Consider the following 20,992-nt stretch of genomic DNA (forward strand, 5'->3'; position numbering starts at 1 on the left):
TTAGACGCCCATCACATTGTAGCCCGAATCCACATAAATGGTCTCGGCCGTTACACCGGAAGATAGGTCGGAAGCCAGAAAAACAGCGGCATTTCCCACATCTTCTGTCGTAACATTCCGTGCCAGCGGGGCGGATTCTTCCACCTTGGTAAAAATGGATTTGAGTCCGGACACCCCAGAGGCGGCCAGCGTTTTGATCGGGCCAGGGCTCAAGGCATTGACGCGGACGCCGTTTTGACCAAGGTCACAGGCAAGATAACGTACACTTGCTTCCAGAGCGGCTTTCGCAACACCCATGACGTTGTAGCGCCCGACAACGCGCTGTGAACCAAGATAGGTCATTGTCATGACCGATGCGTTAGGAGCAAGAATAGGTTCAAATGCCTGACACAGTGCGACAAGCGAGTAGGCTGAAATATCCAACGCCAGCGCAAAACCTTCTCGAGAAGTATCAACATATCGGTTTTTAAGGTCTTCCCTGTTGGCAAAAGCAACGGAATGCACCAGAATGTCGACTTGGCCCCAGGTCGCTTTGACCTGCTCGCGGGCGGCCAGAATCTGCTCGTCTTTGGTGACGTCACAATCAAAAATAAAATCGCCACCTAAATCTTCGCTTATAGGGGCAACGCGCTTTTTCAAAGCGTCTCCAACGTAACTAAAGGCGAGTTTCGCTCCATGTTCCTTGAATTTCTTGGAAACCCCATAAGCAATGCTGCGCTCGTTGGCGACACCAAATATAACGGCTTTTTTATCGGCGAGTAGCACGTGGTTCCTCCTTGGTGCAGTTCCGTTTGATTGCGTATTCTTCCTGTTACAGTGGAAGATTCTCTCCGGTCAATGCCGTGTACGCTTCCATGTATTTTTCTTTAGTGCGTTCGATCACTTCCGCCGGCATATTGGGTGCTGGTGGCTTTTTGTTGAAGCCGATATCCGTCAACCAATCACGTACATATTGTTTGTCAAAACTCTTTTGAGACCGTCCCGGGCCATAACTTGTTGCTGGCCAGAAGCGGGAGGAATCAGGAGTTAATACTTCGTCAATCAAAATCAGACCTTCGTCTGTCATGCCGAATTCAAATTTGGTATCCGCAATCAGGATACCCCGTTGACTGGCATAGTCACGAGCCGCCGTGTAAATAGCGAGACTGGTGGACTCTGCTTTTTCGAACACGTCATCACCGCACAACGTTCTGGCTTTATCGAGCGTGATGTTTTCATCATGTTCACCGAGTTCGGCCTTGGTGGAAGGCGTGAAAAGCGGAGTTTTGAGCATTTCCGATTCTTCAAGTCCCGGAGGCAACGCATGCCCACAGACAGACCCCGTCGCCAAATAATCTTTCCAGCCTGATCCCGTGATGAATCCGCGAACAATGCATTCAATCGGTAACGGGGTTGTTTTTTTTACAATCACAGCTCGATTCTCAAGAACATTAAAGTAGGGCTTGAGCGCAGCGGGAAAGTCGGAGGTATCCCAAGCAATAAGATGGTTGGGGACAATGTCGGCAAATTTATTCATCCAGAATATGGTGATCATATTCAAAATGACGCCCTTAAAGGGGATCGGATCGGGCAAAATTACATCATATGCCGAAAGGCGATCCGTCGTCACGATAAGCAGCTTGTCTTCTTCAATTTGATAAATATCGCGCACCTTACCTCGCGACAAGAGAGGAAATTCAGCGATATCGGTCTGCGTAACAACCTGCATGATTATTCTCCTTGATTCGTGCCGAGACGGCTCTCAACACTGCGGGCATGGGCTTCCAAGCCTTCAAGCCGGGCCAGTCGGGCTATTTTTTGTCCATGTTTTTGCACATACGCGGGACTTGTCGAAACCAAGCTCGACTTTTTACAGAAATTCTGCACGCTCAGGGCAGATGAGAATCGAGCGGTTCCCATTGTTGGTAACACATGGTTCGGGCCGGCAAAGTAGTCACCAACAGGTTCCGGACAAGCATGTCCCATAAAAATAGCACCAGCATGGCGAATTTTCGGGACAAGCGCCCAAGGGTCGCTCACACATAATTCAAGGTGTTCGGCGGCAAGAAGGTTGATGGCTTCCACACCTTGTTCCAATGAATCCGCGACAATAATCTGACCATAGTCGGCCAACGATTGTGCCGCAATTTCAGCACGAGGCAATTGTTCAAGTTGCTCTTTAAGTTTTTGAGCGAGTGTTGTGGCAAGTGCCTGATCCGTCACGACAGCAATGGATGCAGCCAGGGGATCATGTTCAGCTTGCGACAACATATCAGCGGCCAACCAGTCAGGATTGGCGGTTTCGTCGGCAAGGATGGCAATTTCACTCGGCCCGGCAATCATATCAATGCCGACTGTACCGACAAGGAGACGTTTTGCCGTGGTCACATAAATATTCCCTGGTCCGGCAATGACGTCGACGGGCTTTATAGTGTCCGTGCCGTAGGCCAGTGCGGCTACAGCCCAAGCACTACCGGTCGCATAGAGTTCGGTAATCCCGACAATCGCTGCCGCGGCCAGAATATACGGATTCAGCGTCCCATCTTTACGCGGAGGCGAAACAGCAACAAGGCGAGGCACCCCAGCGACAATAGCGGGGAGGGCATTCATAAGCATACTGGAAACAAGTGGGGTTTCTCCCCCAATCCCTCCAGGAACATATAGGCCGACGGCATCGACTGGACGCACAATCTGACCAAGAACAGCACCGTCGTCGCGGGTGACAAACCAGGATTTTTCAAGCTGCGATCGGTGGAAATCAATAATATTATCCGCGGCTTCACGCAGAATTGCGACTTCTTCATCTCCTATGGCATTTAATGCTTCTTCAAACGCACTGGGAGGAACAGCCAATTGAGAGAGATCGAATTCCGGACAGTCGAAGCGACGGGTATATTCAAGCAGTGCTTCGTCTTTACGAGAGCGAACGTCTGTCAAAATAGCTTTGACGCGATCTTCTACAGCCTGGTCAGGATTTTCCCGCTTGGCCAAGCACGCTTTGAGCTCATCAAAATCCGAAGGTTTGGTGTATGTAGTCTGCCGACAGGGCATGGCAACTCCTTACAAAAATGGGTTATGGGCAAGCGGGTATAGTCAAAGGGCTTACAAATGTCGAGCAAGCACCATCTATGCTGGCCAAAACAACACGACTGCCACGGCCAAAACAATGCGATACCACGCAAAAGGCCGCAAACTGACATTCTGGACTAAGCGAATGAACCATTTGACGGCAAGCCAGGCAAATAAAAATGATACAACAAATCCAATACCGAGCAAAACAAGGTCGTCTGCACTGAATACGTTATGGTTTTTGACGAAATCAAACCCTGTGGCTGCAATCATAATAGGGACTGCTGCAACAAACGAATATTCAGCTGCGAGTCGGCGATCGGCTCCGAGAATCATCGCCCCCATAATGGTGGAAGCAGACCGGGAAAATCCCGGCCACAATGACAAGCATTGAAAAAAGCCAATCCCCAATGCCAACTTGGGGGTCATTTCATCCAAGCCTGTAAAGCGTACTTTTTTGGGTAGGGCTTCAACAATAAATATAAGGATAGCACCGACACCAAGTGCCAAGGCAACCGTGGTCGGGCCGAACAGGTACTGTTTTATCGCCTTATGTACCAAAAGGCCAAGAAGAGAAGCAGGGAGCGATGTCAGAAAAAGCAGCCAAAGCCCACGTATGCCGGAGAAAGACCGTTGGGAATCCGGACGTATCAATCCCATAAATCGATCCCTGTAAATAACGACAACGGCCAAAATTGCTCCGAGCTGAATAATAATATCAAAGGAAGCCTGCTTCGGACCGGATAAATCAAGCAGAGAGCCGGTCAAAATGAGATGACCTGTTGACGAAATAGGTAAGTATTCCGTCAGTCCTTCGACTATTCCCAAAATGACAGCACTGTACCATGTGAGCATGGAATCTCCTCCACAAGCCAGAAAGAGGTTGGAGCTACCTGAAGAAGGTGCGAGTTGCAACCTGGTATTGTCTGTTGTAATATTACGGAACATCGTGCTTCCGCACTGTGTTCCCACGGCATGTGCCGTGTGGCCACGCTACCAGCGTGACCGTTCTTATTCCCTGGAAAGAATAAATGAAAACATTTTTTCTTCCATGGAATTATTTTGTTGTACGTTTTTGCCGTTGTTTTCAGTAAGGAGCAATCATGTCGACTGTCATGCCTCAAACCGAACTCCTGCGCAAAGCCCTCAAGTGGGTTTCTTCAACAATTGAAGAAAAAGGCGGTTCTCTTGAAACTGTCATTGAGCAGGCGTCCATGCGTTTTAATCTCAGTCCCAAGGATTCGCTTTTTCTCAAAAAAATATTCGAAGAAAATGCAGTATCTCAAGGAAAGGCCGACGTATCCGCATAAAAACATACATACTACACCGTAAAAAGATTGCTTAACATTTCTTCATTCGGCGTATTCTGAATGCGGTATGTTTGGTTGTCGAGCAGGGTCAAATGAGGGCAGCACGGTCCAGGGCTTCCCATAATGTATCGCGACCTTGTCCGGTTTTAGCCGATACGATAAGAGGTTTCATGGCGTCGGGAGCCAATTCGGCCCACTGCTTTTGCCTCGCCGTGCGTTCACGTTGTTTGCACTTGTCGGCCTTGGTTAAGACAGGCAAAATGGGGATGTGTGCTGTTGATAGGTAATCGATCAGCTCCAGGTCGATCTTTTGCGGAGAAAGCCGAGAGTCAAGGAGTACGGCTACAGCTTTGAGATTGGGACATTCCGTGAAGTATTGTTCAATCAAACGAGCCCATTTTTCTCTTTCGGTTTTCGAACATTTGGCATAGCCGTAACCGGGAAGATCCACAAGGTAGTAATCTCCAGGTGTTACATGGTAAAAATTCAGGCTGCGCGTTTTTCCCGGTGTCGCACTCGTTTTTGCTAAAGCCTTACGGCCAGCCAGGCAGTTGACCAATGTGGATTTCCCGACATTGGAGCGACCAGCCAACGCGATTTGCGGATCGGGCTTGTGATTGAGCTGGTTTTTCAAATAGACGGTTTCAACCAGTTCCATGATTCGTTGCATAAAAAATCCCTTTGTGCGCCATATGGCGTTTTGATCAACCTAAATATACCCCTATGGAAAGTAAAGTCATGACCGCAACACAAGCCTCCAAGAGGTTTCTTGTACTCAATGGACCGAATCTGGGTCACATTGGTACTCGTCAGCCCGAAATATATGGCACAGCCACCATGGAAGACTTGCCCGGATTGCTGAGAACCCTTATGGGAGAAACGGCTTCGCACATATCGCTTACTTTTTTTCAGGCCAACGGAGAGGGAGCTCTCATCGATCGCCTGGAAAAAGCGAGAAAGGAAGGAATTGACGGCATTATCTTCAATGCGGGTGCCTACACCCATACCAGCTTGGCTCTGGCCGACTGCTTGGCATGGATCAAAATTCCATGCGTGGAAGTGCACATTAGTAATATTTGGGCGCGTACCGATGAACCGCTTCGCCAACGGAGCTTTATTGGAAAAAATTGCCTGGGCGTCATTGCCGGTTTCGGCGTGACGAGTTATGCCCTGGCCGCGGTAGCGCTCTGGCAACATCTCACTGATACAGCCGATTCGAATTAATCGAAACGTCAACATACCACATCGACTATTTGTCAAGGAGGATCGATGCTTTCCACTACTGATTTTCGACGCGGACTCAAAATTGAAATGGATGGAACTCCCTATGAAATCGTAGAGTTTCAGCATGTTAAGCCGGGTAAAGGCGGGGCCTTCATTCGTACTAAACTGAAGAACCTGTTGACCGGTCGCGTCGTGGATAACACGTTTCGCTCTGGCGAAAAGGTGGACAAGCCCGATATGGAAACTCGCGGCATGCAATTTCTCTATCGCGACGGAACCAACCTTGTTCTTATGGATATGTCGACATATGAGCAGGTTGAATCCCCCACAGAGAACTTCGGTGATAAAGGCGGATATCTCGTTGACGGCCAGGAGCTCAAAGTCCTTCTCTACAATGGCAATCCTCTTGATCTCGATTTGCCTGCCTCGGTTGTCATTGAAGTCGCCGACACCGAACCCGGTGTTAAAGGGGATACCGTCAGCGGTGCAACCAAACCGGCTACCCTCGTGTCCGGTATCACGGTGAACGTTCCGCTGTTCATCAATGTCGGAGAAAAGATCAAAGTCGACACACGAACTGGAGCATATATCGGCCGGGAATAATCCCGAACCGGCATGAAGTGGGAAGCGGACCGCGCGGGCAGAGTCTGTCCCGGTGGTCCGCTTTTGTCTTGACACCATGGTGGTTACACCATGTCGCAACTGATTTGTGATAAGGAGGAGGCTTACGGATTCCAACAAGCTCATACGGGAACTGGTCGGCTTGACTCTGGTGTTCGCTTCCATTTTCTTTTTCATCAGCCTCTTTACCTACAGCTCGTTCGATCCGGGGTTCAACCAGGTCGTCAGTGCCCATCATAAAACCCAAAACGCCGCCGGTTTGGTCGGAGCGTATATGGGCGGCCTTCTCGTCGATTTCTTCGGCCTTGGGGCATTTTTTTTCCCCATATTGTTGCTCTATGCCGGACTGAAGCGTTTTTTTAGCCATTGGACTTTGCCGCCGTGGCGTTGGGCCGGTATTGGCATTTTATCGTTTGTTTGCCTCGCACTGGTCTCCACGCAGTGGGCACAAAGTGTCCTCAACATTGGCGATGTGGTGGGAGGCGGGTATCTTGGTAGCGCCATCCATAGTTTTTTCTGGTATTATTTTAAACCAATTGGAGCATCGCTCTTTTTCTCTTTGCTGTTTATTGTTTCTTTGCAGCTCTTGTTTGGTGTCACGCTCGAAACGGTTGGACAGTGCGTTGGCCAACATGTTTCCGCAGCCTGGGCCAAACAGCAAGAGCGACGAGAACAAGCGGCTCTGGTTGTGAAACCGGAATCAGACAACCCTAAAACGAAGCGTCGTTTTAGTTTCAAATTACTTTCTCGCAAACAGGGCGAAGACGATATGTCTTCGTCATCCGAAGACGCGTTGCAATACGATGATGTTGACGCGTTACCCGCTGCATTTGAAGAAGTCGATTTTGACGCATCGGCCGTCCAGACAAGCGATGCTGTCGAAGACGCCTCGTTGCCAGCTTCATCCACGGCGGATTCAGTGCCGAAAAAAAAGAAGCCCAAGCTGGTCACATCCAAACAAGAACAGCCTACGGCATCTGCAAAGCCACCGAAACCTAAAACCGATTCGAACATGGCAAAAGGTGAGTTTGTCATGCCACCGACGGAGTTGTTGACCGAAGTTCCTCCGCTTGTTGAAACGACAAACCCGGAAATACTGCGGGAACAAGCAACAAAACTCGTCACCTGTTTGAATGATTTCGGCATTCAGGGAGATGTTTCGCGCATCATGCCTGGGCCGGTTGTCACCATGTTCGAACTGAAACCTGCTCCAGGGATCAAAATTAGTCGTATTGCAAACCTGACAGACGACCTTGCTCTGGCGACGAAAGCCATGGCGATTCGTATCGAAGCGCCGATTCCAGGAAAAGACAGTGTCGGTATTGAACTTCCCAATAAAGAACGTCAGACCGTCTATCTGCGTGACATTCTCGAATCAAAAGTTTTCGACAAATCAGCTTCGCACTTAACGTTGTCCATTGGTAAAGATATTCAGGGGCATCCCTTCGTGGCTGACTTAGCGAAAATGCCGCATTTACTCGTTGCCGGGGCAACGGGGAGCGGGAAAAGTGTCTGCATTAACGGTATTCTTTTGAGTATCCTCTATAAAGCGACACCTGACGAGGTTAAATTGCTTCTCGTCGACCCAAAACGTATTGAATTAGCGGTCTACGCCGATTTGCCACACCTTGTGCACCCGGTTGTGACGGATATGTCACTGGCGAAAAGCGCGCTGGATTGGGCCGTCCATGAAATGGACCGGCGGTATGAAGCCATGGCCAAACTCGGCGTGCGCAATATTGCCGGATATAACGAGCGCATCGCCAAAATGGGTAAAAACAAACCCGAAGAGTTTGCCGACTTTGAACGCATGCCATTTCTTGTCATCATCATTGACGAATTAGCTGACCTCATGATGACGGCCTCCAAAGAAGTGGAAGCAAGTATTGTCCGATTAGCACAGCTTGCGCGTGCAGCCGGTATCCACATTATTCTGGCAACACAACGCCCGAGTGTCGATGTCGTGACCGGACTGATCAAAGCCAACTTTCCAACGCGCATTGCTTTCCAGGTGACCAGCCGTCACGATTCGAGGACTATCCTCGATAGTAATGGTGCGGAAAATCTTCTTGGCCGTGGGGACATGTTGTTCAAACCGAGCGGCGGGAAAATGGTGCGTATGCATGGCGCGTTTGTCAGTGATGAAGACACCGCGCAAGTGGTCGATTATTGGAAAGAACAACGACCAGCCAAATTCGAACTGGATTTTGCCGCATGGCAACAAGAGCAAAGTAGCTCCAGTGCTGGCGGTGGGCCTCCCGATGGGGACGATGTCACATCGGATCCCATGTATGGCCAAGCTGTTGAATTTGTGATGGAGCAGGGCAAAGCATCAATTTCATTCATTCAACGCCGATTTCGCATCGGCTTTAACCGGGCTGCCCGTTATATCGAACAGATGGAGCGGGACGGCATCCTTGGCCCTCAAGAAGGCAGCAAGCCACGGGCTGTCATCAAAAAGGATTAGCGACAATGAACATCGTTTTTCATTTACGGAGCTTTTTCTGGGCTCTGATTTGCGTTTTGATGATGAATAGCGTTGCTGGCGCGGCCGATGTCGATGTCGATGTCAAAACGCTCACCGACGACATGCAAAAAAGGTATGAAGCCCTCAACGCGTTTACTGCCGGATTTGTCCAAAACATGACGAATGCCGCCAGTGGTGAAATTCAACAACGTGAAGGTGTTATCGACTATCGAAGACCAAAGTTTCTTCGGTGGGAGACGACAAAGCCAGAAAAAGAACTGCTTCTGATTGGAAATAAGGTTGTTTGGGATGCATTCCCCGATGAAGGGGTCGCCTATAAATACAGGACCGATGAGATTCTTGATTCCAAAACCATGCTGCGATTTCTCACCGGTAAAGCCAATTTGAAGCAGGATTTTTTTGTTGAACCAAACCCCACTCAAGAAGGAGATACGGTTCGTCTCACCCTTATTCCAAGACAAGCCGAACCCGGCCTGATTCGAGCTGAAGCTTGGGTCAATCCGAAAACGCATTTGCTGACTCGAATCGTCCTTGAAGACTTCTATGGCAATATCAACGATTTGAGTCTGTTCGATCTCAAGGAGAATCCGAAGTTCCCTTCCGATTATTTTACATTTACTCCTGGAAAAAATATCGAAGTATTCGACAATACGCAGTAGACGGCTTCTCGCACAGAGCATTCTCGACCGTTCTCTGTTTCGTATCATGTTCCACGGGTTTGGATACACGTCCAAACCCGTGTCTTTTTTCTGCTACAATCTTTTGGTACAGAGTCCTTGAGCTGAGAAAAACAGCAAAGGAGAAAAGGATGCGTCCCAGAGCAGTTGTTGAACAATTCGTTGAAGCATTCAACCGTGGAGATGCCGACAGTTTAGCCGAACTGTATGCTGACGATGCTGTAAACCATCAAGTAGCCAATGCGCCGATTGAAGGAAAAGACGCCATTAAAGCCATGTTTCGATCGGAATTTGCCCAGGCCGACATGACGTGCATTGTTGAGAATATTTTTGAAGATGGTGAATGGGCTATTCTGGAATGGAAAGATCCTCTCGGACTCCGCGGTTGTGGATTTTTTCATGTCCTGGATGGAAAGATTGCCTTCCAACGAGGCTATTGGGATAAGCTCTCATTTTTGCGAATGCATAACCTTCCCATCCCGACAACATAACATTCCTCAAACCTATACAGCTGGCCCCTTCACCTCATCGAGCCGAACAGCACGACGTAAGTCCGAGACTTCTGCAGGAGTCAAATGTCGTGTTCCTTTCGGTGGAAGATCGCCCAAAACAATGGGGCCCATCTGAATGCGGGTTAATGTGAGGACATCAAGGTCGAGATCCCGACACATGCGGCGAATCTGACGATTGAGTCCTTGTATCAACTCCATTTCCAGTACCGCACCGTCTCGAAGTCGACGAATTTCACGCACTTTGACAGGGGCGAGCACATCGCCTTCTGCCAAGGTCATGCCACCCCGCATCGTCTCCAAAGCCTGTTTTGTGACATCACCCCGAACACGGACACGATATACTTTCGGTAAATGCCACTTGGGATGTGTCAGGCGATAGGCAAGTTCACCGTCATTGGTCAACAAAAGCAGACCTCGTGATTGGATATCCAGTCGACCAACAGGAAAAAGGCGAGCCCGTTCCGCTTGTGGCACGATGTCGAGAACGGTTCTCCGTCCTTCAGGGTCACTGGCCGTCGTGACAACACCCACCGGCTTATTGAGCAACACATAGACTTTTTGCTCCCGACGGGTGAAGGACACCACTTTGCCGTCGACTTTCAGGACATCATTCTCCGGATCGATTTTCACCCCTGGTGTCTCGACAAGACGACCATTCAGATGGACGCGTTTCTGTTCGATCATGGCGTCGGCCGCACGACGAGAGCAAATACCAGCCTCAGCCAGTGCTTTATTGATTCGAATCATCGGTTTTTCGTCTGACGAATGGGAAGTATGATTAGATTTTGATGACTTTATCGGCATTGTCCAAACTCGTGACCACATCAAGCATGTTCGTTGTTTGGCCAACTGATTTCGCTTCAAGTAAGCCAAAGTACTCCAGACACGTCCCGCAAACCAGAATGCTCACTCCTGATGATTCGATTTCCTGAAGCTTCTTGGCGATGGGACCATTTCCGGCAGCAAGTTTGACTCCACCGTTAACAAGAACAATGCGCCACAAATGGTCACCCATCTCCGGCAACGTGCTGATAAAGTTCAGCATAAGTTTTTCACCGAGTTCATCACTCCCAACACCCAAATACTGTGTTGAAATGAGTACCATAGTGACGCGTCCGATTTCGACCGGTTGAGCCTGGTCTAGAGAAGGATTTGAGGCCGTATCTGGAGTAGCGCCAGGCTGCTGGTTGGTGCCAACGACTTTCCAGACAGAGCCGTCCGGTTCAAAGGTGACATCATATCCTCGGGATCGAAGAAAACGACCAACGTTTTCTCGAGCGGGTTCATTGTCCACAATGACGGTAAGCGTAGAGGGGCTGTCATTCTCAATGCTTTGTTTACACCGAATGACTGGCTGGGGACAATCCAAACCCTGACAATCCAAAATGGTGGACATGTGTATTTTCCTTGGTTGAATGTCTTATAATATCGTATTGAAAGAGAAGCTAAACGTTGTGGAAACACCCGTCAATTCCCGGAAATAGGAGAGAGAAATATGGGAAGCACGATCTCTTTACGTTCCAGGTATCTCGCAGTCGCCCGCGGGGACATCCCTGCTGATTTGGTTGTTCGTAATTGCAAACTCGTCAATGTTCTTTCCGGTGAAATCTATCCGACAACCATGGCAGTATGCGACGATATCGTTGTTGGTTTTGGGGATTATGATGGGCACACGGTTCTCGATGGGCAAGGTCGATATCTTTGCCCAGGGCTCATTGATGGACACATTCATATTGAATCGACGCTGTTGTCCCCACATGCCTTGGCTATGGCCGTGGCTCGACGAGGGACATGTGCCGTTGTCTGTGACCCGCATGAGATTGCCAACGTTATGGGACGAAAAGGCATGGAATTTATCTTAAACAACTCGGCCAATTTACCCATGACCGTCTATGTTATGGTGCCGTCCTGTGTACCGGCAACGGATTTGGAAACCTCGGGCGCCAGATTAGACGCCCATGACGTCGCCGACCTTATCGCAGAACAGGGGGAACGAGTCCTCGGGTTAGCTGAAGTCATGAACTTTCCGGGTGTAATTCATGGAGACCCCGAGATACTTGCCAAAATCGATGCGGCTTCCGGCAAGATTATCGATGGCCATGCCCCTGGCGTGACAGGTAAAGCATTGCAAGCCTATGTTCTGGCCGGACCGACATCCGACCATGAGTGTGTCGACCCGGAAGAAGCGGTGGAAAAATTACGAAGTGGGATGCACATCTTTATCCGGCAGGGGAGTGCTGAACATAATCTGAAAGCTCTTTTGCCCATGATCACGCCGGAAAATACTCGTCACCTGAGCTTTGTGTGCGATGACTTGACTCCCAGCGACCTCCAGGAATTTGGACATATCGACCATCTCATTCGTCTCGCCATATCCCAGGGCCTCAACCCGTTGTGGGCCATTCAAATGGCTACCATCAATACCGCGCAATATTTCGGTTTACGTCGGCGTGGGGCACTTGCGCCAGGATATCGAGCGGACTTCTTTCTTGTTGACGATCTCAATACATTTCGACCGACCCATATTCATCTCTCAGGGCAGCCTCTTGAATCGATCGTGTCCTTATTATGTAAACCTTCCGAATTCTCTTCATTGCCCCGTGCATCTTGGCCACAGCCGCAGAAGAACGATCTGGAGATACCTATGAGATCGGGAAAATTGCGTGTCATTGCCCTTGATCCGGGTCAGATTGTGACACGTGAGGTCCATATGCAGCCCCAATCCGATGGAACGCATGCTGTGGCAGCGCCGGATCACGATGTTGCCAAGCTCGCCGTCATAGAACGACACCGCAATACCGGCAACATCGGTCTCGGCTTTGTTCAAGGGCTTGGTTTGGCTTCCGGCGCCATTGCTGGAACCGTGGCACATGACTCACATAACCTCATTGTCGCAGGTGTTGACGATACTGATATGCTGATAGCGGTTGATGCCTTGGGAAAAACCGGAGGCGGATTGGTTGTCGTCTCTGAAGGACAAGTTCTGTCTTTGGTTGATTTACCTATAGCCGGGTTGATGAGTCGAGACTGTCTCGATGATGTCGTTTTGAAATACAGGTCACTTATTGAATCGTATTACACTCTTTGTCACGCAGCGGAGCCGCAAGCGATGCGACCATTTATGCAGTTATCTTTTTTGGCGTTGCCCGTGATCCCAGCATTGAAATTGACGGACAAGGGGCTTGTGGATGTGACGGCATTTCGATTTGTCTCGTTGTGGCTTGACGACTGATTAAGAAACGATGAATCCGATCATATGGTGCACATCCTGAACTGTGGATTGAATCTGGCCAACCATGTGCACCATGTGATTGATGTGTTTGCACCGGATTGCTTTTGCAAAAAACAAATTCGTCAAAGACTCAATCCGTAGGAGAGGATTTATTAACGTTTCATAAAAGAGTGAGGCGAGGAGTGTACCTCATGACGGCAAAGGAAGGTATCAATCTGAGATGAGAAGAGTTTTTCGTTATCAAAGTTTACATAATTTACATTATGAGACAAAAGGAAGTTACGAAACAGATCAAATTTTTCCATAAACACCTTGGATTATCCTTTGGTTTATGGGGTGTAAAAAATCAATTTTGAAAGGAATACGAAAACTTTTTGATTTGAGGAAAAAGAATTTTTTAATGGGGTCTAAACGGACGCTGCACCAGCTAAGACCAATTGAGATTGATATGAGCTGGTGCAGATTTCACCGGACGATGCACGTTCGGTTTCGTCATACCTTATGCATCGGAGTCTTGTTCAGCGCGAATTTGCTTGAGGAACTTGTCCCGACATTCATAGCTGCAGAAGCACATGGTCTTGTCTCCGGCTTTTACTCGGATGTCGCTTTCTTTCGAGACAAAAGACCCACAAATAGGATCTTTGACCATTTCACCTGTAGCGGCCATCGCTTCTTTTTCTTGCTGATTGACTTTTGCTTTTTGCTTTTTGTCACCAGTGAAGAGCTTCCACAGCACGACGCCCGCAACAATAAAAATTAAGAATTTAAACATAGGACGGTCCTCGTTGTTTCTTTATCCGTCGCTTTGGCGGATAATGTCCCCTTCAATATGATAATCAAGCCTCGAAAGCACTTTTGTTGCCGATTCTCCACCGGGAAATTTCCAGTCCGGAGCAATTTCAACGAGTGGGACCAAAACAAAAGCCCGTTTACACATTCGAGGATGTGGCACAATGAGTTCCGGCGTCGTCATGATGATATCGCCGAACGCGAGTACATCAAGATCAATCGGTCTGGGGCCGAATCGTTGTTCCCCTTCCCGTTGCCGGCCAAATGCCCTCTCCACATCATGCAAAATGGCAAGAAGCCCCTGAGGTGTCATGGAGGCGTCTACGGCGAATTTCGCAACACGATTCACGAACCAAGGTTGGTCTTTCACGCCCTGCGGTTCAGTTTTGTAGACAGAGGATACGGCAAGAACTTGGATGCCTGGCACGGCATGAAGCCGTGCCAGAGCGTTTTCGAGAGTTTGCGCCACATCGCCCAGGTTGCCACCCAGGCCAACAAACGCGGTTACAGTTTGGCCAGACGTGACACGGCCTCCTCGATGCGATCTTTCTCGACAGTCAGCGCGATGCGGAAATACCCTTCGCCCGGTCCGCCAAAGCCATTCCCCGGAGTCACGACAACGCCGGTCTCACGAAGCACTTTGGTGACAAATTCTGCCGAGGTATATCCTGTGGGGGTCTTGCACCAGACATAAAAAGTGGCTTTCGGCACCATGCACTCAATACCCATTTTCTGCAAGGCGCTGACGCAAATATCACGACGCTCCTTATAAATACCGCGAAATTCTTCAGCATAGGGATCGCCCTTTTCCAATGCGACCAAACCAGCTTCCTGTACGGCTTGGAAGATGCCAGAATCCACGTTTTCCTTAATTTTTCCCAAGCCTTTCACCAGGCTGGCATTGCCGACGGCCATGCCAATACGCCAGCCCGTCATATTGTAGGTTTTGGACAACGAGTGGAACTCAATAGCTACGTCCTTCGCTCCAGGAACCTCAAAAATGGAGATTGGTTTGTCGGCCGGGTCGTAATACATTTCAGTATAGGCCGCGTCCGACACGAGAATGGTATTGGTATCTTTGGCCTTTTGCACAAGCTTTTTATAACAATCAAGAGAAGCACAGGCCGCTGTGGGATTGTTGGGATAGTTGATAAAAAGCATAACGGCCTTTTCCCACGATTCATCGGAAATCGAATCGAGATCGGGAAGAAAGTTATTTTCGGCCGTCAAAGACGTGTATTCGACTTCTCCACCGGCAAATCCTACAGCCACTCCGTAAACAGGGTAATTCGGCGTAGCGACAAGGGCAAGGTCTCCCGGGTTGATAAACGCAAAAGGAAAGTGGGCTATACCTTCTTTGGAGCCAATCAGGCTAACAACCTCGTTTTCCGGGTCAAGGTCGACGTTAAAACGCCGTTTGTACCAGTCGGCTACGCCCTGACGAAAGGAAAGTAAGCCAACATAGGACGGATACTGATGATTCTCCGGCTTTTTGGCGGCTTCATAGAGTTTTTCAACAATAAAGTCAGGGGTCGGGATATCGGGATCACCGATACCAAGACTGATAATGTCGATACCGCTTTTTTTCACCTCGTTTTTAACGCGGTCAATTTCGGCAAAAAGATAGGGAGGCAAGGTGGCCAACCGGTTAGCGAACTGAAATTGCGACATATAAAGGAGCTCCTCGTTTCCTGTCGAGTCATTCTGCGTTATGGGTATTTCGGCGTTGGTGCCGATGCGCACATTCAAAACGAAAGAATTGCATAAAAAGAGGTTTGTTCCGTGTCAATCAAAACACCCTCCTCTCCTCTTTCTGATTTTTCCCAGAAGGACACAGAGACACTCCCGGTCCACCCTCTCGTAGATAGCTATCTTGAGTATATTCTTATCTCAAAAGGATTATCCGAAAATAGCCTGAGTGCCTACAGCGCCGATCTCTCTTTGTTTCTCGGCTTTCTCAACGAGAAAAAGGCGCAACTGGAATCTGTGGACGACAGCGTTATCTTCCTTTATCTCATGTTTTTACGAAAACGCGGTTTGAAAAGTTCAAGCTTGGCGAGACACTTAAGTTCACTGCGAGGTTTTTTCTCTTATTGTGTCGAAGAAGGCCACCTTGAAATGAGCCCGGCCGAATTGGTTGAAAACCCGAAACTTCCACGCAAACTCCCGGAAGTATTATCTATCGATGGTGTCGCCAAACTGTTGGCTGCTCCTGATACAGCAACACCCCTTGGTTTTCGCGACAAAACAATGCTGGAACTCCTCTATGCCGCGGGCTTGCGTGTCTCCGAACTTATTGATTTACGTCCGCTTGATTTTGATGCCCAGACGGGGCTTCTGAAAGTATTTGGCAAGGGGTCCAAAGAACGTATTGTCCCTATTCACTATACGGCGCAGGAATTCCTGGTTCGGTATATAGATGCCGTTCGAGGAGCATTCAAACCGGTTGAGGACAAAATTTTTCTTAATCGTTCAGGCAAGGGCTTATCTCGACAAGGAGTTTGGAAACTCATCAAACGCTACGCGCTCAAAGCCAATGTTTCCACGGCAATTTCTCCGCATAGTCTCCGCCACTCCTTTGCCACCCATCTTCTCGAAGGTGGCGCCGATCTCCGGAGCGTTCAAATGCTGCTTGGCCATGCCGACATCAGTGCAACGGAAATCTATACCCACGTTCAGCGTGACCGATTGTACAAAATGCACCATGACTTTCATCCCCGCTCGAAAATATAACTCCTTTGGATGCTTTCTCTTATGACACAAATTGCTGAATCCCAAAAAATCACTGCGCATACCATCATTACCGGTCATGCCAATGCCGATTTCGACTGCTTGGCGTCCATGATTGCCGCAAGTAAGCTGTATCCTGGAGCTGTTCTTATTTTTCCCGGCAGCCAGGAAAAAAATATTCGCAATTTTTTTATTGATAGCGCCACCTATCTGTTCAACTTTAAATCCTTCAAAGAGATTGACCCGACGTCGGTCAAGCTCCTCGTCATGGTCGATAATCGGCAACGCACCCGCGTTCCACACGTCGAGCCTGTGTTTGCCAACCCAGATCTCCAAATCCATGTGTATGATCATCATCCTGATACGGAAGATGACGTTTCTGCCGACTTCGCCGATGTACGCTCCTGGGGATCGTGCACTTCGGTCATTGTTGATTGCATCCGACAACGAAATATCGATGTCACCGCAGAAGAAGCGACTTTTCTCGGAATCGGAATATACGAGGATACGGGCTCATTTTCGTTTAACTCCACCACGCAATATGACTTTGAAATCGCGGGTTGGCTGCGATCCAAAGGTATGGATGTCGATGTTGTTGCCGATCTCATCACCCGCGATCTGGATTCCGAACAAATTACGATCATGGGCAGCCTTATTGAATCGGCCACTGAGCACGATATTAACGGATCAACGGTCGTTATTGCCGAATGCACCACGAAAGAATTCGTCGGCGACTTGGCCATTCTCGTTCATAAGTTCATTGAGATGGAAAATATCCGCGTGCTTTTTGCCTTGGCTCGCATGAAAGACCGAGTACATGTGGTTGCCCGTTCTCGTAGTGCCGATGTCGATGTGGGGCGTATTTGCAAATCATTAGGAGGTGGGGGGCATGCCTATGCCGCTTCAGCCTCAATCAAGGATAAAACCCTTGCTCAGGTAAAAGAAGAACTCTTTGGCCTGCTCTATTCCCAGGTCAATCCACAGATTTTGGCTGAAAAACTCATGAATAAACCGGCCGTATCACTCATCGAAACCGACGATATTAACTCGGCTCTTGATGTCATGACGCACTATGGGTTGAAGGCCGCTCCCGTACTTTGTGCTGGCGATTGCGTCGGGCTCCTCGAACGCGACATTGTCAGTAAGGCCATCAAACACGGCTTGGGCGATGTGGCCATTGGCGAATACATGAAGCGATCGGTGCAAACCGTTCACCGTGACACCGACTTTTATGCCGTCATGGAAATCATTTTGTCGCTTGGGCAGCGACTTGTTCCGGTTTTGGATCGTGGTCGCATTGTTGGTGTCATTACTCGAACCGACCTTATTAATACCCTTATCGACGAGCCGGCCCGTATTTCTGAATCGCTCCTGACGGAGAGCCGCCGTGAACGCAATATTGGAAGTATTATTACGGAGCGTATCCCAAAACAGTTTTTGAACGTTCTCGAGGCTGCCGGAAACCTTGCACAGGAAATGGGATGCGAGGCTTATATCGTTGGTGGTATTGTGCGCGACATTCTTCTTGGCGAACCCAATGACGACCTCGACATAGTCGTTGAGGGCGATGGGATTCGATTCGCCGAGAAACTCGCGACTCGGTTGGGTGGACGTTCCAAATCGCATCGAAAATTCAAAACCGCCGTCATTGTTCTTCCCGATGATACACGAGTCGATGTCGCTACGGCGAGACTGGAGTATTATGAATATCCAGCTGCTCTGCCGACGGTGGAATTGTCATCCATCAAAATGGATTTGTATCGTCGCGATTTTACCATCAATGCGCTTGCCGTTCATATCAACCCGGATTCTTTCGGCAGACTCGTGGACTTTTTTGGTTCTCAGCGAGACATTAAAGAAAAAGTAATTCGTGTTCTACATTCTTTAAGTTTCGTGGAAGATCCGACTCGCATTTTGCGTGCAATTCGTTTTGAACAGCGTTTTCAATTCCACATCGGTCCTCAAACCGACCGCCTTATCAAAAATGCCATTCAACTCAACTTTTTCCATAAACTTTCGGGTGCGCGCGTTTTTCATGAGTTGCGGCATATCCTTGAAGGCAAAACGCCGTACGCGTGCTTTCTTCGTATGGAATCATATAAATTGCTCTCTGCAATTCATCCCTCGCTAGGGCTGACCATAAAACGTAAACGATTACTTGAAGAAACGGAGAAGGTGCTTGAGTGGTATCGCATGCTTTACTCTGACACCGAGCCCGAAGTGTGGAAAATTTACTTTATGGGACTTTGTTCCGGACTCGACACTCCTGAAGTTCTGTCGGTATTCCGCCGTTTGGCGCTGACGAAACGACATGAGCGTGAAATCATCTCCCTTCGTATTCTTCTTTGGGAGGCCTCCAAACAGCTTATCTACTGGGGGAACCGCGAAATTGCTTCGAGCCATATCTACTTTATGCTTGAAGCCGTTCCCTTGGAAGGAATCCTGTTTCTTATGGCGCGGTATCCCAAAGAACCGGTACGAAAATACCTGTCGCGTTTTCTCACCCAATTGCGCCATGTCACTGTGGATATTACGGGAGATGATCTCATTCGTTTAGGCGTGAGTCCCGGCCCGGTTTTTTCCGATATTCTCAAAGCCGTCAAAGCGGCACGATTAGACGGTCGAGCAGAATGCCGGGAAGACCAATTAGCGTTGGCCAAGCGCATAGCGAGCGGGGAAACAGAGTTGTATGACGAGATTTGTTCGACGTGTGCCTTGATGTTAAAAGATAGAGAAACAAAGAAACATAAGCTCCCATTAGACACAGATTAAGCCGACAAAGAAAAAAATTTAAAAAAATGCAAAAAAGGACTTGCCAAGCTCCGCTCGAATTTGTATCAACGCCTCTCCCGTTGAGGGGAAACAGGGCGAGGTAGCTCAGTTGGTTAGAGCATGCGGCTCATATCCGCAGAGTCGGGGGTTCAAGTCCCTCCCTCGCTACCAAAAATTTCAAAGGCTCGAATCGGAAGATTCGGGCCTTTTTTGTGTTTGCGATCAGGCCTGTTCATTAATGGAAAACGTATAGATCCCCTCCACTCGTTTCATTCCCCTTCGATACATACCTACAAGCCACATATGAAAGCGTGTATGTGGGTCAAAATGATTCCTCAAAGTATAATTTTGTGTTAATCGAGACATCGGCTTCTCTTAGACAAAGTGAGAGGAAACACAGCACGTTCAGACTTGAAAAGAAATTGTAACACGCTTGTGTCACGGTCCTGCCGCATTTGGAGAAGCATCACGAAACATATCGTTTTTGTGTTTTTTTCTATCATCCTGCAAACGGAGTCGAACCCATGAAAAAGATTCTCGTCGTTGCCCTGCTGGCGGTATTCGCCATGGCTGGAGCAGCCCAGGCAGAAACGTTCAAGCTGTTGACCTGGAAAGGCTATGCCCCACAAAAGCTGGTTAAAGCATTTGAGAAAGAAACCGGCATCAAAGTCGAAGTCACCTACTCCAACAACGAAGAGATGATTGCCAAACTGCGCGCTACCCGTGGTGCCGGTTTTGACCTTGCCCAGCCCTCTCAGGACCGAATTTCCTCAGTGCAGGCCAAATACAATCTCTATCAGCCCATGGATTATTCCAAAATCGAATCCGATTTGTTTATCCCTTCCATGCTGGCTGCTGTGAAGAAGAACACTTTGGTTGATGACAAGTCCTATGCCGTCCCATTTTGTTGGGGTACATCCGGCCTTATCGTCAATAATGACAAAGCTCCCGGCGTCGATTCCTACTTGGCGCTGATCGATCCCAAGTATAAAGGACGCGTGAGCTACCGTCTGAAACGGCCGACTCTTATCGCCATGGGCTTCGCTCTCGGATATGATCCGTTTGCGCTGTACAGCGATGTGGAAGGCTACAAAAAAATGCTCGACGCCGTTTCCGCCAAACTCATTGAAGCGAAACCCATTGTGAAGAATTACTGGGCTAATGGTGATTCCTTGATTGAATCCATGCGTTCCGGTGAAGTTTATGTTGCCATGGCGTGGGATGCCGGCGGATGGAAACTGCACGCCGATAACAAGGCCATTGACTTCAAGGCTCCTAAAGAAGGTGCTCTGGGCTGGATTGATACCTTTGCCATTCCTGCAAAGGCTGAAAATATCTCTGCCGCTTACAAGTGGATCAATTTCATGATGAAGCCCGAAAACGCTGGGTACTTCACCACACAGGAAAAATGCGCCACGGCATCGAAAGATGCGATGAAGTTCACCGATGCTGCTGTGAGCGAAAACTTCACGCGTTCTTTCCCGCAGGCTGCCATCGATAACATCAAGTGGTATCCGCCGGTTCCTGCCAAGCTGGAAAGCATGGAAGGCAAGGTGCTTGACAAGATCAAGGCCGCCAACTAGCCGTTT

The 20,992-nt window shown here is 48.9% G+C and carries 20 protein-coding genes and 1 tRNA gene; 11 read left to right on the forward strand and 10 right to left on the reverse strand.

Going from position 1 to position 20,992, the window contains the following annotated elements; genetic code table 11:
* The 4 genes from G451_RS0123400 to G451_RS0123415 form a co-directional block, all read right to left on the reverse strand.
* Entirely contained in the window at positions 1-765 is a 765-nt protein-coding gene (locus G451_RS0123400) for an enoyl-ACP reductase FabI (protein WP_027186145.1), read from the reverse strand.
* A gap of 46 nt (positions 766-811) precedes the next feature.
* Positions 812-1,708, reverse strand: coding sequence for a phosphoribosylaminoimidazolesuccinocarboxamide synthase (locus tag G451_RS0123405; protein WP_027186146.1), 897 nt, complete (start codon positions 1,706-1,708; stop codon positions 812-814).
* 2 nt (positions 1,709-1,710) lie between these two features.
* Positions 1,711-3,030 (reverse strand): histidinol dehydrogenase, encoded by a 1,320-nt coding sequence (hisD, locus tag G451_RS0123410; protein WP_027186147.1) that lies wholly within the window; start codon positions 3,028-3,030, stop codon positions 1,711-1,713.
* A gap of 75 nt (positions 3,031-3,105) precedes the next feature.
* A complete protein-coding gene (locus G451_RS0123415; RefSeq protein ID WP_027186148.1) occupies positions 3,106-3,903 on the reverse strand; it encodes an undecaprenyl-diphosphate phosphatase in 798 nt (265 codons plus the stop codon).
* Positions 3,904-4,151: 248 nt separating this feature from the next.
* Here G451_RS0123415 and G451_RS0123420 point away from each other — a divergent pair, with 248 nt between their 5' ends.
* The gene (locus tag G451_RS0123420) at positions 4,152-4,358 is read left to right on the forward strand and encodes a hypothetical protein (protein ID WP_027186149.1); all 207 of its coding nucleotides are present in this window, start codon (positions 4,152-4,154) and stop codon (positions 4,356-4,358) included.
* A gap of 88 nt (positions 4,359-4,446) precedes the next feature.
* On the opposite strand, the gene yihA is transcribed toward G451_RS0123420, so the two are convergent.
* A complete protein-coding gene (yihA, locus tag G451_RS0123425; protein WP_027186150.1) occupies positions 4,447-5,028 on the reverse strand; it encodes a ribosome biogenesis GTP-binding protein YihA/YsxC in 582 nt (193 codons plus the stop codon).
* A 68-nt stretch (positions 5,029-5,096) separates the two neighbouring features.
* Here yihA and G451_RS0123430 point away from each other — a divergent pair, with 68 nt between their 5' ends.
* The 5 genes from G451_RS0123430 (at position 5,097) to G451_RS0123450 (ending at position 9,859) form a co-directional block, all read left to right on the forward strand.
* Positions 5,097-5,582, forward strand: coding sequence for a type II 3-dehydroquinate dehydratase (locus G451_RS0123430; RefSeq protein ID WP_027186151.1), 486 nt, complete (start codon positions 5,097-5,099; stop codon positions 5,580-5,582).
* A gap of 45 nt (positions 5,583-5,627) precedes the next feature.
* Positions 5,628-6,185, forward strand: a complete 558-nt coding sequence (efp, locus tag G451_RS0123435; protein WP_027186152.1) for an elongation factor P — start codon at positions 5,628-5,630, stop codon at positions 6,183-6,185.
* Positions 6,186-6,291: 106 nt separating this feature from the next.
* The gene (locus G451_RS0123440) at positions 6,292-8,670 is read left to right on the forward strand and encodes a DNA translocase FtsK (RefSeq protein ID WP_281171580.1); all 2,379 of its coding nucleotides are present in this window, start codon (positions 6,292-6,294) and stop codon (positions 8,668-8,670) included.
* 5 nt (positions 8,671-8,675) lie between these two features.
* Positions 8,676-9,350, forward strand: a complete 675-nt coding sequence (gene lolA, locus G451_RS0123445) for an outer membrane lipoprotein periplasmic chaperone LolA (protein ID WP_034643695.1) — start codon at positions 8,676-8,678, stop codon at positions 9,348-9,350.
* A 149-nt stretch (positions 9,351-9,499) separates the two neighbouring features.
* Positions 9,500-9,859 carry a nuclear transport factor 2 family protein gene (locus G451_RS0123450; protein WP_027186155.1) on the forward strand — a complete coding sequence of 120 codons (360 nt, stop codon included), beginning with the start codon at positions 9,500-9,502 and terminating at the stop codon, positions 9,857-9,859.
* 12 nt (positions 9,860-9,871) lie between these two features.
* On the opposite strand, the gene G451_RS0123455 is transcribed toward G451_RS0123450, so the two are convergent.
* Complete coding sequence (locus G451_RS0123455; RefSeq protein ID WP_034643699.1) at positions 9,872-10,627, reverse strand: pseudouridine synthase; 756 nt, start codon at positions 10,625-10,627, stop codon at positions 9,872-9,874.
* Positions 10,628-10,658: 31 nt separating this feature from the next.
* Entirely contained in the window at positions 10,659-11,276 is a 618-nt protein-coding gene (gene yedF / locus G451_RS0123460) for a sulfurtransferase-like selenium metabolism protein YedF (RefSeq protein WP_027186157.1), read from the reverse strand.
* Positions 11,277-11,375: 99 nt separating this feature from the next.
* Here yedF and ade point away from each other — a divergent pair, with 99 nt between their 5' ends.
* Entirely contained in the window at positions 11,376-13,112 is a 1,737-nt protein-coding gene (gene ade, locus G451_RS0123465) for an adenine deaminase (RefSeq protein WP_034643702.1), read from the forward strand.
* A 499-nt stretch (positions 13,113-13,611) separates the two neighbouring features.
* On the opposite strand, the gene G451_RS0123475 is transcribed toward ade, so the two are convergent.
* From G451_RS0123475 to G451_RS0123485, 3 genes are read right to left on the reverse strand one after another with little or no spacing between them, the layout of a single operon-like run.
* Positions 13,612-13,884 carry a transcriptional regulator gene (locus tag G451_RS0123475; protein ID WP_027186159.1) on the reverse strand — a complete coding sequence of 91 codons (273 nt, stop codon included), beginning with the start codon at positions 13,882-13,884 and terminating at the stop codon, positions 13,612-13,614.
* A 21-nt stretch (positions 13,885-13,905) separates the two neighbouring features.
* Positions 13,906-14,391: a 2-amino-4-hydroxy-6-hydroxymethyldihydropteridine diphosphokinase gene (folK, locus tag G451_RS0123480; RefSeq protein ID WP_084448743.1), complete on the reverse strand. Its 486-nt coding sequence runs from the start codon at positions 14,389-14,391 to the stop codon at positions 13,906-13,908.
* Positions 14,392-14,405: 14 nt separating this feature from the next.
* The gene (locus tag G451_RS0123485; RefSeq protein WP_027186161.1) at positions 14,406-15,572 is read right to left on the reverse strand and encodes an LL-diaminopimelate aminotransferase; all 1,167 of its coding nucleotides are present in this window, start codon (positions 15,570-15,572) and stop codon (positions 14,406-14,408) included.
* Positions 15,573-15,689: 117 nt separating this feature from the next.
* Between G451_RS0123485 and xerD the strand changes: the two genes are divergently transcribed.
* The 4 genes from xerD (at position 15,690) to G451_RS0123505 (ending at position 20,986) form a co-directional block, all read left to right on the forward strand.
* The gene (gene xerD, locus G451_RS0123490) at positions 15,690-16,634 is read left to right on the forward strand and encodes a site-specific tyrosine recombinase XerD (protein WP_027186162.1); all 945 of its coding nucleotides are present in this window, start codon (positions 15,690-15,692) and stop codon (positions 16,632-16,634) included.
* A 21-nt stretch (positions 16,635-16,655) separates the two neighbouring features.
* Entirely contained in the window at positions 16,656-19,403 is a 2,748-nt protein-coding gene (locus tag G451_RS31345) for a CBS domain-containing protein (RefSeq protein WP_084448744.1), read from the forward strand.
* A gap of 94 nt (positions 19,404-19,497) precedes the next feature.
* Positions 19,498-19,574, forward strand: a tRNA-Met gene (locus G451_RS0123500).
* Between the two features lie 353 nt (positions 19,575-19,927).
* A complete protein-coding gene (locus G451_RS0123505) occupies positions 19,928-20,986 on the forward strand; it encodes an extracellular solute-binding protein (protein WP_027186163.1) in 1,059 nt (352 codons plus the stop codon).
* Positions 20,987-20,992: the final 6 nt, after the last annotated feature.

Origin of the sequence: Desulfovibrio inopinatus DSM 10711 (genome assembly GCF_000429305.1) — a bacterium.
GTDB classification, from domain to species: Bacteria; Desulfobacterota; Desulfovibrionia; order Desulfovibrionales; family Desulfovibrionaceae; genus Alteridesulfovibrio; species Alteridesulfovibrio inopinatus.

What these genes read in the sequence shown, in the direction of transcription:
- G451_RS0123405 (WP_027186146.1), bottom strand. Translation starts at nt 1,708, where the DNA reads ATGCAGGTTGTTACGCAGACCGATATCGCTGAATTTCCTCTCTTGTCG.
- hisD (WP_027186147.1), bottom strand. Translation starts at nt 3,030, where the DNA reads ATGCCCTGTCGGCAGACTACATACACCAAACCTTCGGATTTTGATGAG.
- G451_RS0123415 (WP_027186148.1), bottom strand. Translation starts at nt 3,903, where the DNA reads ATGCTCACATGGTACAGTGCTGTCATTTTGGGAATAGTCGAAGGACTG.
- G451_RS0123420 (WP_027186149.1), top strand. Translation starts at nt 4,152, where the DNA reads ATGTCGACTGTCATGCCTCAAACCGAACTCCTGCGCAAAGCCCTCAAG.
- yihA (WP_027186150.1), bottom strand. Translation starts at nt 5,028, where the DNA reads ATGCAACGAATCATGGAACTGGTTGAAACCGTCTATTTGAAAAACCAG.
- G451_RS0123430 (WP_027186151.1), top strand. Translation starts at nt 5,097, where the DNA reads ATGACCGCAACACAAGCCTCCAAGAGGTTTCTTGTACTCAATGGACCG.
- efp (WP_027186152.1), top strand. Translation starts at nt 5,628, where the DNA reads ATGCTTTCCACTACTGATTTTCGACGCGGACTCAAAATTGAAATGGAT.
- lolA (WP_034643695.1), top strand. Translation starts at nt 8,676, where the DNA reads ATGAACATCGTTTTTCATTTACGGAGCTTTTTCTGGGCTCTGATTTGC.
- G451_RS0123450 (WP_027186155.1), top strand. Translation starts at nt 9,500, where the DNA reads ATGCGTCCCAGAGCAGTTGTTGAACAATTCGTTGAAGCATTCAACCGT.
- G451_RS0123455 (WP_034643699.1), bottom strand. Translation starts at nt 10,627, where the DNA reads ATGATTCGAATCAATAAAGCACTGGCTGAGGCTGGTATTTGCTCTCGT.
- yedF (WP_027186157.1), bottom strand. Translation starts at nt 11,276, where the DNA reads ATGTCCACCATTTTGGATTGTCAGGGTTTGGATTGTCCCCAGCCAGTC.
- ade (WP_034643702.1), top strand. Translation starts at nt 11,376, where the DNA reads ATGGGAAGCACGATCTCTTTACGTTCCAGGTATCTCGCAGTCGCCCGC.
- G451_RS0123475 (WP_027186159.1), bottom strand. Translation starts at nt 13,884, where the DNA reads ATGTTTAAATTCTTAATTTTTATTGTTGCGGGCGTCGTGCTGTGGAAG.
- G451_RS0123485 (WP_027186161.1), bottom strand. Translation starts at nt 15,572, where the DNA reads ATGTCGCAATTTCAGTTCGCTAACCGGTTGGCCACCTTGCCTCCCTAT.
- G451_RS31345 (WP_084448744.1), top strand. Translation starts at nt 16,656, where the DNA reads ATGACACAAATTGCTGAATCCCAAAAAATCACTGCGCATACCATCATT.
- G451_RS0123505 (WP_027186163.1), top strand. Translation starts at nt 19,928, where the DNA reads ATGAAAAAGATTCTCGTCGTTGCCCTGCTGGCGGTATTCGCCATGGCT.